This is a genomic window from uncultured Campylobacter sp., assembly GCF_938045595.1.
Lineage (GTDB): Bacteria > Campylobacterota > Campylobacteria > Campylobacterales > Campylobacteraceae > Campylobacter_B.
The window spans coordinates 1-11,572 of record NZ_CALIBB010000150.1; the positions used below are offsets into that span (position 1 = coordinate 1).

Annotated in this window: 11 protein-coding genes and 1 pseudogene; 8 read left to right on the forward strand and 4 right to left on the reverse strand. The window is 51.7% G+C overall.

The window, feature by feature from the left end:
- From Q0340_RS06295 to Q0340_RS06305, 3 genes are all read right to left on the reverse strand, one after another.
- The coding region (locus tag Q0340_RS06295) for a methylmalonyl-CoA mutase family protein (RefSeq protein WP_298082598.1) at positions 1-1,056 on the reverse strand (1,056 nt) is incomplete at its 3' end.
- A 12-nt stretch (positions 1,057-1,068) separates the two neighbouring features.
- Positions 1,069-2,934: a methylmalonyl-CoA mutase small subunit gene (gene mutA / locus Q0340_RS06300; RefSeq protein ID WP_037998773.1), complete on the reverse strand. Its 1,866-nt coding sequence runs from the start codon at positions 2,932-2,934 to the stop codon at positions 1,069-1,071.
- A gap of 80 nt (positions 2,935-3,014) precedes the next feature.
- Positions 3,015-3,398, reverse strand: coding sequence for an SPOR domain-containing protein (locus Q0340_RS06305; protein WP_298082599.1), 384 nt, complete (start codon positions 3,396-3,398; stop codon positions 3,015-3,017).
- Between the two features lie 190 nt (positions 3,399-3,588).
- On the opposite strand from Q0340_RS06305, the pseudogene tolB reads away from it, so the two are divergent.
- The 8 genes and pseudogenes from tolB to Q0340_RS06345 all read left to right on the forward strand — a co-directional run.
- A pseudogene (tolB, locus tag Q0340_RS06310) lies at positions 3,589-4,284 on the forward strand (Tol-Pal system protein TolB); the annotation flags it as partial.
- Between the two features lie 55 nt (positions 4,285-4,339).
- Positions 4,340-4,813: an OmpA family protein gene (locus Q0340_RS06315; protein ID WP_291938293.1), complete on the forward strand. Its 474-nt coding sequence runs from the start codon at positions 4,340-4,342 to the stop codon at positions 4,811-4,813.
- 1 nt (position 4,814) lies between these two features.
- On the forward strand, positions 4,815-5,633 hold the full coding sequence (locus Q0340_RS06320; protein ID WP_298082600.1) for a tetratricopeptide repeat protein: 819 nt from the start codon (positions 4,815-4,817) through the stop codon (positions 5,631-5,633).
- A 50-nt stretch (positions 5,634-5,683) separates the two neighbouring features.
- Positions 5,684-6,292, forward strand: a complete 609-nt coding sequence (locus Q0340_RS06325; protein ID WP_298082601.1) for a peptidylprolyl isomerase — start codon at positions 5,684-5,686, stop codon at positions 6,290-6,292.
- A 9-nt stretch (positions 6,293-6,301) separates the two neighbouring features.
- On the forward strand, positions 6,302-7,246 hold the full coding sequence (gene fabD / locus Q0340_RS06330; RefSeq protein WP_298082602.1) for an ACP S-malonyltransferase: 945 nt from the start codon (positions 6,302-6,304) through the stop codon (positions 7,244-7,246).
- Entirely contained in the window at positions 7,243-7,941 is a 699-nt protein-coding gene (locus Q0340_RS06335; RefSeq protein WP_298082603.1) for a 5'-methylthioadenosine/adenosylhomocysteine nucleosidase, read from the forward strand. Before fabD ends, Q0340_RS06335 begins: the two co-directional genes overlap by 4 nt.
- Positions 7,938-8,687: an ATP-binding protein gene (locus Q0340_RS06340; protein WP_298082604.1), complete on the forward strand. Its 750-nt coding sequence runs from the start codon at positions 7,938-7,940 to the stop codon at positions 8,685-8,687. The genes Q0340_RS06335 and Q0340_RS06340 overlap by 4 nt, the downstream gene beginning before the upstream one ends.
- 1,056 nt (positions 8,688-9,743) lie before the next feature.
- Positions 9,744-11,210: an aldehyde dehydrogenase family protein gene (locus Q0340_RS06345; RefSeq protein WP_297894493.1), complete on the forward strand. Its 1,467-nt coding sequence runs from the start codon at positions 9,744-9,746 to the stop codon at positions 11,208-11,210.
- 43 nt (positions 11,211-11,253) lie between these two features.
- Here the strand turns inward: Q0340_RS06345 and Q0340_RS06350 are convergent.
- On the reverse strand, positions 11,254-11,572 hold a 319-nt coding region (locus Q0340_RS06350; protein ID WP_298082605.1), incomplete at its 5' end, for a hypothetical protein.

Below are 11,572 nucleotides of genomic sequence, written 5' to 3' on the forward strand. Positions count from 1 at the left end.
GAGCGAGGCAGCCATGGCCTCGATGCAGGTGCGGCCGACGTTGTTGAACGGGTCTTGTTCGGTCAATGACCAACCCGAGGTTTGGCAGTGTGTACGCAGCGCCAGTGATTTGGGGTTCTTCCCGCCGAAACTCTTCACGATCTTGGCCCAAAGCATACGCGCGGCGCGCATCTTGGCGATCTCCATGAAGTGGTTCATACCGATGGCCCAGAAGAAGGAGAGACGCGGAGCGAAGGCGTCGACGTCGATACCGGCGTTGATACCTGCGCGGAGGTACTCCATACCGTCCGAGAGGGTGTAAGCCATCTCGATGTCGGCCGTAGCACCCGCCTCCTGCATGTGATAGCCGGAGATGGAGATGGAGTTGAACTTGGGCATGTTCTGCGAGGTGTACTCGAAGATGTCGGCAATGATGCGCATCGAAAATTCGGGCGGATAGATGTAGGTGTTACGCACCATGAACTCCTTGAGGATGTCGTTCTGGATCGTTCCCTGCATCTCCTCGAGCTTCGCACCCTGCTCCAAACCGGCGTTGATGTAGAACGCGAGGACGGGCAACACGGCGCCGTTCATGGTCATGGATACAGACATTTTGCTCAAGGGAATACCGTCGAAGAGTACCTTCATATCCTCCAACGAGCAGATCGATACACCGGCTTTACCAACGTCGCCCACCACGCGGGGGTTATCAGCGTTGTAGCCGCGGTGCGTCGGCAGGTCGAAGGCTACGGAGAGACCTTTCTGACCCGAAGCGAGGTTACGGCGATAGAAGGCGTTCGACTCCTCGGCCGTGGAGAATCCGGCGTACTGACGGATGGTCCAGGGACGCATGGCGTACATGCCGCTATATGGGCCGCGCAGGTAGGGGGGCAGACCGGAAGCGTAGTGCAGGTGCTCCATGCCGTCAAGGTCTTCTTTCGTGTATACGGATTTCACCTGAATGTGTTCAGGCGTTTTCCAGTCGGCGGTGATGCCGTTGGACTTTGCCCAGGCCGTCGCATCCGTAGCGACAAAGCCGGCTGACTTGATATCTATGTTTCTAAAGTTCGGTCTCATAAGATCTTTCCATCAAAGAAGTTTCGCGTTAAACATCTGCAAGGTCTCCAGCACGTTCGATTTCACGTGAATGAAATGTTCGATGCCGGCAGCTTTCAATTCTTCCATGCAAGCAGGCGCACCTGCCACCACAAACAGTTCCTTGCCGTCGATCAGCTTGAAAGCCTCGGGGGCATGAACGGCATACTCGTCGTCGCTCGAGCAGAGCACGATGATGTCGGCCTTCTTCTCGCGAGCGGCCTTCACGCCAGCCTCTACGGTCTCGAAACCGAGGTTGTCGATGATCTCGTAGCCTGCGCAGGCGAAGAAGTTGGACGAGAACTGCGAGCGTGCCAGACGCATGGCCAGATTGCCGATGGTCAGCATGAACACTTTCGGGCGTTTGCCGCTGTGCTCCGTGGCCAGACGCAGGGTTTCAAACTCCGACGCACCGCGAGAAAAGTCGAGCTTCTCGATCGAGGCGTCTTTGCTGCAACCGCATCCGTGGCCGGTGCCCTCTTCTTTCTTTTCGATCTTGTCGCCAGACATCTCCGTGAAGTTCGGGAAGATGTTCGTGCCCAGCAGACTGATGCGACGCGTGGCAACGAGCTTCTTGCGTGCCTTGTTCGATTCGTTGATGGCCTTCTGCACTTCGCCCGTGTTGGCTACGGCGGCAAATCCGCCCTTGTCCTCTACCTCGAGGAAGAGCTTCCATGCGGCGTCAGCCATCGACTGCGTCAGCACTTCTACGTAATAAGAACCCGCTGCGGGGTCAACCACCTTATCGAAGTGGCACTCTTCCTTGAGCAAGAGCTGCTGATTGCGTGCGATACGTTCCGAAAATTCGTCGGGCGTCTTGAATACGCTGTCGTACGGCAAGACGGTGATGGAGTCAACGCCTGCGATGGCGGCTGACATCGTCTCCGTCTGCGTGCGGAGCAGGTTTACGTAGGCGTCGAACACGGTCATGTTCCACATCGACGAGCGAGCATGGACGCGGATCTTGCAGGCGCAGTCGCACGAGGGGTTGTAGGCCTTGACGATCTCGGCCCAGAGCCAGCGTGCGGCGCGGAACTTGGCCATCTCTAAGAAGTAGTTCGACGAGATACCGAAATTGAACTTGATCTTCTTCGCCACCTTCTCTGCGGGCAGACCGGCCTCGCTCAGTTTGGCGATCAAATCGTTACCCCAAGCCAGCGCATAGCCCAGCTCTTGGGTGATGTACGAACCGGCGTCGTTGAGGTTGGCGGCGTTGACGGCCAGCACGCGATAGCCCGGCAGGGCTTCGGCGGCGTTCACCACATCGACAGCTTCCTGCACCCAAGCGCCAGTCAGAGCCACACCCTTAACGAGGGGCTTCTTGAGCGGATCGTAAGCCACGGAGCCTACGACCTCGTCGAGGTTGACGCCCTTGGCCTTGAAATAGTCAGCGAGGATGCTGATCAGATCCGTCACGCGATGGTTGCAGGTGCGGAAATTGAGTTCCACGGCCACCGGATCGATGCCGTCGAGCAACGTAGCGATGTTCGCAGCGTCGATGAGGGTGCTCTTTACATTGAAACCGAGAGCCGTGACGCCACTCTCTGCGATGAGGCGTTTGGCTTTCTCGTTTGCCGCCGCGCAATCGTCGACGGCGAGGTCCTGACGGACCAACCACGTGTTGCAGACTTTCGTACCGCGCACGTAGGGGAACTCCCCGGGCAACGAGGTGGCGGTGGCCAGTCCTTCGATGTCTTCGGCGCGATAAAACGGATTCACATTGAATCCTTCGCCCGTTTTCCAAACCAGTTTCTTCTCGAACGGCACGCCCTTTAGATCGGCTGTGATCTTGGCCATCCACTCTTCGGTGGTGACGGGCGGGAACTCCGAGAACAGTTTCTCTTTTGCTGCTTCTGCCATAAATTTCTTCGTTTTACTGTGTAAAAAAATGACTGTATTGTATTCCTCACTTTTTGGGGGAGAGGAAGAGGATCTATGCTTTAAGGTCCGACGATGAGCCAGGCTGTTTCAAACTTGGGATTCTTTCGCCACCGCGCCAGCTCGGCCTCCGCCTCTTTCCGATCCGTATAATCGCCGATTATCACGCGGATCTTGCGGACCACTCCGTTCATCCGGATTCGAGCTCGAGCCCGATCAGCGGGCGTTAGCTTTGAGACAAGCTGCTCGGCGGCTTCGAGACGATCCAGACTGGCGATGACGATCCTATATCTCTTTTTCTCTGCTGCTTTTTGAGTCTTCGCTTGCCCCTCTCCTTCCGGCTGAATCTCTGGGACAGGCGCGGGCGGTGCGGCGGGCGTTTTTTCGCTCAGATCGTGGAGCAATTCAGAGGGGACAAAGCCGGCGGTATAGGCTGATCGATCCACCTCCTTCACGGGTGTGGACACCGTAAAATAGAAGGCGCATGCGACGGCGGCTACGGCGGCCGTCTGTCCCACCACACGCAGAGCGGCAGGGAGATGCGCCTTGACACTCTCGGGGATCAGGCGACGTGTGACGGGTATCGAATCGGGAACAGTAGGTTGGTTGATCGGCTGGGCCTCGGACGGTTCGGGGCTGAGCGGCGGATTAAATATCTTCCCTAAATGGGCAAGCGCGGCGCAGAATGAATTTTATTACACTTACTACGTCAATAAAAATACGCCCGCTATCTATAAATTTAATCTATCCAACGGTAGCAAGAGTAAAATTTTTACCGGTCATGGCATGACGATAGCTTCAGATGTAAGCGCCGACGGCAGAAAGCTTCTAATCACCAATGCGCCTAAAGATCAACCCGATATTTATTTGTATGATATAGCCTCGGGCAGCGCTAAGCAAATTACCGATTACGCTGGCATTGATGTAAATGGAAATTTTATCGACGGCGATTCGCGCGTGGCTTTTGTGAGCGATCGTCTGGGCTATCCGAACGTATTTGCCACTAGCATAAACGGCGGCAACGTTCAGCAGCTCGTCTATCACGGCAAAAATAACAACTCCATCAGCACAAATGGCAATTACGTTACTTACTCTAGTCGCGACGGCGGGGGCGGATTTAATATATATTTAATCTCTACCCAAACCGATATGATTCGCCAGTTAACGGCTAGTGGCAAAAATATGTTTCCTAGATTTTCTAGCGATGGCGGCAGCATTATGTTTATCAAGCAAGACGGCGGCGGAAGCTCGGTAGGTATTATCAGAGTTAACGAGAATAAAAGTTTCCAATTTCCGTTAAGAGTGGGTAAAATTCAATCGGTTGATTGGTAAAATATTAAAAAATCTCGTGATATAATGACTTCAATTTTTTTTGAAAGGATAGAAAATGAAACATTTAGTTTTATCTTCGATAGCAGTTGCTGCTCTATTATTGAGCGGTTGTTCTAAAAAGACCCCAGAGGCCGATACTACAAGCACAAGTAATGCAGATAGACTAGCTGCTTTGGCATCTCAGATCCAAAGTGAAGTTGGCACTGTTTATTTCGACTTTGATAAATTTAATATTAGAGCCGATCAGCAAGGCACAATCAATAATAACGCAGCTCTATTCAATCAAGCAGGCGCAGAGTCTCTAACTGTTAAAGTTGAGGGTAACTGCGATGAGTGGGGTTCTGATGAGTACAACTATGCTCTTGGTCTAAAGAGAGCTACTGCAGCTAAAGACGCATTGGTTGCTCAAGGCGTAAATGAGAGCAGAATTTCCGTAGTAAGCTACGGCGAGAGCAATATGGCTTGCACAGAGCATTCTAAAGAGTGCGACGCTCAAAACAGACGCGACGAATTCAAAGTTGGATTCTAATTTGAAATTTAAAAATTTCACGGTGGCGGCTCTTTTGGGAGCTGCCACTTTTTTAAATGCAGAAACTTCCGCATTTGATGCTGGCAATATTGATTCAGGCAGCTCTTATGGACTAACCGAAAACGAACAAGTATTGCGCGATAACCGCAAGCGTATAAGCGAGATGCAAACTAGTGTAGATAATACACGCGAGAGTGTCGAAGGTTTGCGAAGCGTCCTTGAAGGAACAAATTCTAAAATTTCGAACCTGGAAAACAGGGTAGCGGATCTAGAAATTCGCGCTACGGGCAAGAGCCAAGGTAACAGCGAGCTAGATCAGATGAAACGAGATATCGCAACTATAAAAGCCCAAATTGCTGAAATTAATAAAAAATTAGGTAGCGGCGGCAGCGTAAAAAAAAACGCTGAATTAGACGCAGGCACTGTTTCAGTCCCTGCTAGTGCAAAATCAGACTCCGATTTTAAATCAAAAGATCAAGCTTCAGTATTGAAAGAGGCTGACGCTTTATATGCCAAAAAAGACTATTCCGGCGCAAAAGAGCGCTACAGTTATTTAGTATCTAAAAATTATAAGCCCGCTAAGGCAAACTATATGCTGGGCGAAATTTCATATTTCTCCGGCTCATACGCAGAAGCGATAAACTATTATAAAAAGAGCATCTCGCACAACGAGAGCCAAGACTACACCCCAAAACTTCTTTATCACACTGCGATCAGCTTCGATAAGATCGGCGATAAAGACAGCGCAAATAAATTCTACAAAGCACTAAAGGCTTCATACCCAGATTCCAAAGAAGCTAAAGCCGCGCCCGCTAGATAATCTAAATTTAAAATATACGATCAAAATAAAATTTCAAATAGGAGAAAACTATGGCTAACAACCGAGTTATAAAGATGCATTATGAGCTAAAAGACGGCAAAACCGGTGAAATTTTAGAGTCAAATTTAAACTCCGACCCGATCGCCTTTCTTAGCGGCAAGGATCAAATCATCCAAAAGTTGGAAGATGAAATTTTAAATCTACAAGCGGGCGAGAGTAAAACGGTTCGCATAAGCCCGAGCGACGGAGTCGGCGAGTATAAAGAGGACGCCGTGCAGATTTTGCCTAAAGAGCAGTTTGCGGGTATCGATCTGGTCGTTGGTATGGAGCTTTTCGGTCAGGCGGAGGACGGCGCGACTACCCGCGTGAGTGTCAAAGCTATCGGCGAGCAGGACGTTACCATCGATTTCAACCATCCATTCGCGGGCAAGGAGCTGGAATTTAATATAAAGATCGTCGAGAATCGCGAAGCGACGGCGGATGAAATTCTTACCGGACAGCCGGAGGGCGCGCACAGCTGCGGCTGCGGACACAACCATCACCACGAAGGGCACGAGTGCTGCGGCGGACACGATCACGCAGAGGATCACGAGTGTTGCGGAGGCCACGATCATGAGAAAGATCACGAGTGCTGCGGCGGGCACCATCACGAGCATTAGGACTTTTTTATGAAATTTGCTTTTATCTTCCCCGGACAGGGCTGCCAAAGCGTAGGCATGGGCAGGGAGTTTTACGAAAACTCCGCTTCTGCGCGCGCGCTTTTGGATGAGGCTTCAGAATTTACGGGCATCGATTTTAAAAATTTACTGTTTGAGCCTAACGACAAGCTTGACGTTTCGGAATTTACGCAGCCTGCGATTGCATTAAATTCCATGATGGCGCTTGCGGCGCTGCAAGAAAGGCTGGATCAAGAAAAGCTTAACATCGCTCCGCAGTTTTTGCTCGGACATTCGCTGGGCGAGTTTAGCGCGCTAAGCGCTGCGGGAGGCATAGAGCCGAAGCAGATGCTAAAGCTAGTAAATATTCGCGGTAGGCTCATGCAGAGCGCCTGCGAGGGCAAAGGCACCGGAATGATGGTAATTTTGGCTCTTGCCGACGAGGCGGTTGAAAAAATTTGCGCGGATGCGACGAGCGCCGGTAAGCAGGTATGGGCGGCGAATTATAACTGCGACGGGCAGATTGTAATCGCCGGCAAAAAAGATGATCTCGCAGCACTTGAGAGCGAGTTTAAGGCCGCAGGCGCAAAGCGCGCAATGCTACTGAATATGAGCGTCGCGAGCCACTGCCCGATGCTAAGGAGTGCTAGCGACGAGCTCTTGAAATTTTTACGCCCCGCGCTAAAAGAGAGTTTCGCTCCAGTCGTCGCTAACGCCACGGCGCGCGCATACACGACGAAATCCGAAGCGCTGGAGCTGCTTAGAGCCCAGCTTATCAGCCCCGTGCTTTACAAGCAAAGTATCAAAAATTACGAGGGCGAGGCGGACTGCTTCGTCGAGTTTGGCGCGGCGGTTTTAAAAGGGATAAACAAAAAGATCACGCAAAAACCGACCTTCAGCATCACGGATCTTGCGAGCTTAGACGAGTTTTTGAAATTTGCAAAGGAGAATGGATGAAAGTAGCGATCTTAGGCGCTATGCCCGAGGAGATCGAGCCGCTGCTGTCCGCGCTGCGCGAGCGGGGTGTGAGCGTGGAAGCTGTGGAGCACGCGAATAATAAATTCTACGCCGCCAAGCTTAACGGCCACGATCTCGTGATCGCGTATTCGAAGATCGGCAAGGTAAATTCCGCCCTGACCGCTACGGTTATGATCGAGAAATTCGGCGCGCGCGCGCTTATCTTTACGGGCGTCGCGGGAGCTTTGAAGCGAGGCATTAAGATCGGCGAAATTTTATATGCTACCGCACTCGTGCAGCACGATCTGGACATCACGGCGTTTGGGCATCCGCACGGATTCGTGCCGGGAAGTAAAATTTTAGTTCAAACCGATGCGAAGCTAAACTCTATCGCGCAAAGCGTCGCCGAGCAGCTAGGCATCACGCTAAAATCGGGCGTCATCGCTAGCGGCGATCAGTTCGTGGGCGATGAGGAGCGCAAGAGCTGGATCGAGCGGACGTTTGACGCGAGCGCGGTCGAGATGGAGGGGGCGAGCGTAGCGCAGGTGTGCGACGCGCTGGGCGTGCCATTTTGCGTGCTGCGCGCGATAAGCGATGAGGCGGGACACAAAGCCGAGTTCGATTTTGACGAGTTTATGGTAAAAAGCGCGCAAACGAGCGCAAATTTCGTCCTAAAAATGATCGAAAGGTTATGATAAACCTCTCCAAAAAACTACTTCGCCGCGTCGGACAAACCAACGCCAAATACAAGATGTTCGAGCGCGGCGATAAAATTTTACTAGCTCTTAGCGGCGGTAAGGACAGCATGAGCTTGGCGCACGTGCTGAAGCACTTCCAAAGCGTAAGCCCGCTAGATTGGGAGTTTCGAGCCGTCACCGTTACTTACGGTATCGGCGAGGATCTGCGCGAGATAAGCGCGCATTTTAAAGAGCACGAGATCCCCTACGAGATAATCGATACTAAAATTTTTGAATTCGGCAAGGAAAAGATCCGCGCAAACACCACGTTTTGCAGCTTTTGCTCGCGTATGAGGCGCGGATACATCTACTCCTACGCGCTTGAGCACGGCTTTAATAAGATCGCCATCGCCCACCACCTCGACGACGCCGCGGAGAGCTTTTTTATGAATTTTACCTTCAACGGCGCGCTTCGAACTCTCGCTCCGCGCTATGTCGCCGAAAACGGGCTCGTGATCATCCGCCCGTTCATTCTAGCGCGCGAGCGCCAAATCGCCGCCTGTGCTAGAGATAACGAGCTTCCGATCATGCGCGAGGAGGATGTCTGCCCCGCGAAGCAATACGGCGGCAAGGAACCCATCGCGCGCGCCGCTACGAAGGAGCTTTTGGCGCAGTACGAAAAGGCCCATCCGAGGTTTTTTATCAGCCTGCAAGCCGCCTTTGCCAACATCCACGAAGAGACCTTTTTCGAGCCTAAATTTTAAAATTTTAAGCGGTTTGATCCCTCGGCTAGAAAAGTCCGAGTGTGGCTTTCGCGGGCTCGGAGACTTCGTGCGCCTAGTTCGATTTTTTGGCTTGAATGAGTCTGACGCACGCAGAGCAGTTATCCTCCCCTGTGCTCGAACGAGTCGCGAGTCGTAGCACGAGCGGTTGGATCACTGCGTTTAAGTTGCGGTGCGAGCGATTGCGCTCCTGCGTCTGAGCTGTGCACGAGCCGCAGCGAATAGCTATCCTCCTACGTCCGACTGCGCGCTAGAGTGGTTAGGCTTCTGCATCTGAAACTGTGTGCACGAGATTTAGGCTGCACGCTAGAGCGGTTACGCCCACTGCGCCCGAGGGCTGCAAGCAGAGCGGGTTGCGCCGCCTGTATCTACTTTTGCGAAACAGCTGCGGCTGCTTTCGGCACCGCACTTTCGTCTTGCTCAAAAGCCGCCCGTACCAAGCGGAGCTTTACAAGCAAGCGTTATGGGCTTGCAAAGCTCGCGTGAAAGACAATTTTGAAAATTTCATCTCAAAAAATGTTTTAGAAATTTTACTCCGCAAAATTTTAAAATTTTATCGGCAGGCTATAGTTTAAGGCGCATTCGCAGATCCGATTGCCGCGCGCCGTAAATTTAAACCGCTCGCCCGCTCCGCAAAATCTTTTAGAAATTTTACCTTACAAAATTTCAAAATTTTAACGAAGCCGAATTCAAAATTCTGACGGAGCTAAATTTTAAAATTTCAACGTAACCGAATTTTAAAATTTAGCAAAGCCGAATTCTGAAATTTTATCGTAGCCGAATTTCCGCTCTCATTCCATAAACGTTACCTTTTGAAATTTCGCCGCTTGCGCCGGGTTAAATTTCACGCCGCTTCAAAGCCGCTCAAAACCTCCGCTGTCGCGCGCGCAGATTAAATTTTAAAATTTCGCGCACGCCGCATTGCTTCTCAAATTTACACACTGCAAAATTTTAACCGATTTTCGCTCCGAAATTTATGCCGCATTAACCGCCGCGGATATATAATAGCGAATGTCATATTTCACGTAAGGAGTAAGCATGGCTACAATCCAACCAAGCTATAAGCTTTTCATCGACGGCGAGTTTGTGGGTGCCGAAGGCGGCGCGAGCCTAGACGTTTTTAATCCCGCTACCGGCGAGAAAATTTCAAAGATCGCAGATGCTAGCAAGGCGGACGTCGATAGAGCGGTCGCCGCGGCGCGCAAGGCGTTTGAGAGCTTTCGTCGCACCAGCGTTTATGAGCGCAGCGCGCTACTAAATAAGATCGCCGATGTCCTAGAGCAAAACGCCGAGTTCATCGCCACCGTAGAGACTATCGACAACGGCAAACCGATCCGCGAGACGCGCGCGGTCGACGTAGCGTGGTCGATCGAGCATTTCCGCTATTTTGCGGGCGTGATCTTGGGCGAGGAGGGCAGCGCCAATATGCTAAAAGAGCGCTATCTATCCGTCGTCTTGCGCGAGCCGATCGGCGTAGTAGGACAGATCGTGCCGTGGAATTTCCCGTTTTTGATGGGCGCGTGGAAGCTCGCTCCGTTACTTGCCGCGGGCGATACGTGCGTATTTAAGCCAAGCTCCGAAACCAGCCTTAGCATTTTGGAGTTCATCCGCCTAATCGCGCCGCTGCTTCCAAAGGGCGTCATCAACGTAGTAACCGGCAAGGGAAGCAAGGCGGGCGAGTTCGTCCGCACCCACAAAGGGCTCGATAAGCTTGCATTCACCGGCTCTACCGAGGTCGGCAGAGGCATCGCGCTAGCCGCGGCGCAAAAGATCATCCCCGCTACACTTGAGCTTGGCGGCAAGAGCGCGAATATCATCTTTGACGATTGCGACTTTGACGTTGCGATCGACGGCGTGCAGCTGGGGATCCTTTTCAACCAAGGCCAGGTCTGCTGCGCGGGAAGCAGGATCTTCGTGCAGGAGGGCATCTACGATAAATTCGTACCGGCGCTCGTGGAGAAATTTAAGCGCATCAAAGTAGGCGATCCGCTCGATCCGAACACCCAGATGGGATGCCAGATCAACAAAAAGCAAGCCGATAAAATTTTAGAGTACGTAAAAATCGGCGTAGAGGAGGGCGCTAAGATCGCCGTGGGCGGCAAGCGACATAGCGCGGGAGAGGCTTTCGTCGAGCCTACGCTACTCGTGGACGTGCGCAACGACATGCGCGTGGCGCAGGAGGAGATCTTCGGTCCTGTGGGCGTCGTGATTAAATTTAAAGATCAAGACGAGCTCGTCCGCATGGCAAACGACAGCCTCTACGGACTAGGCGGCGCCGTATTTACGCGCGACATCGCAAAGGCGCTCACGGTCGCACGCCTGCTTGAGACGGGTCGCGTGTGGGTCAATACCTACAACCAGATCCACGCGGGCGCGCCGTTTGGCGGCTACAAAGAATCGGGCATCGGTCGCGAGACGCACAAGATGATCCTGGATCACTACACCCAGACCAAAAACATCTACATCGACACGATCTCCAAACCGAGCGGCTTTTACGAGCAGTAAGGGCTTAGTGCGGTATCTCGGGCGGTTTGCGCCGCCCGAAATTTTATTCTGTTTGACTCGATTGAGTATTTAATTTTAAGATTAATATAGGCTCATCATTTGGCGGTAAATTTTTATTTGTCAACCTTATGTCTTTATAAACATTTATCGTGATTTTAACATTTGGTATGTCGGTAGCCTTTGAAAAATTATTTAAGAGTAACTTTATATCATCATCTCTAGCGCCATAAATGTTTGCTATACTCTCATATCTATCGGTAATTTTTCCACAAGACCAAGAACCGCCTAGATGATTTAAATCTCTTATTCCTTCAAATATTATTTCTTCTGCTTTGTCGTTATACTGATTCCGACATTCCCTA

What these genes read in the sequence shown, in the direction of transcription:
- mutA (WP_037998773.1), bottom strand. Translation starts at nt 2,934, where the DNA reads ATGGCAGAAGCAGCAAAAGAGAAACTGTTCTCGGAGTTCCCGCCCGTC.
- Q0340_RS06315 (WP_291938293.1), top strand. Translation starts at nt 4,340, where the DNA reads ATGAAACATTTAGTTTTATCTTCGATAGCAGTTGCTGCTCTATTATTG.
- Q0340_RS06325 (WP_298082601.1), top strand. Translation starts at nt 5,684, where the DNA reads ATGGCTAACAACCGAGTTATAAAGATGCATTATGAGCTAAAAGACGGC.
- fabD (WP_298082602.1), top strand. Translation starts at nt 6,302, where the DNA reads ATGAAATTTGCTTTTATCTTCCCCGGACAGGGCTGCCAAAGCGTAGGC.
- Q0340_RS06335 (WP_298082603.1), top strand. Translation starts at nt 7,243, where the DNA reads ATGAAAGTAGCGATCTTAGGCGCTATGCCCGAGGAGATCGAGCCGCTG.
- Q0340_RS06340 (WP_298082604.1), top strand. Translation starts at nt 7,938, where the DNA reads ATGATAAACCTCTCCAAAAAACTACTTCGCCGCGTCGGACAAACCAAC.
- Q0340_RS06345 (WP_297894493.1), top strand. Translation starts at nt 9,744, where the DNA reads ATGGCTACAATCCAACCAAGCTATAAGCTTTTCATCGACGGCGAGTTT.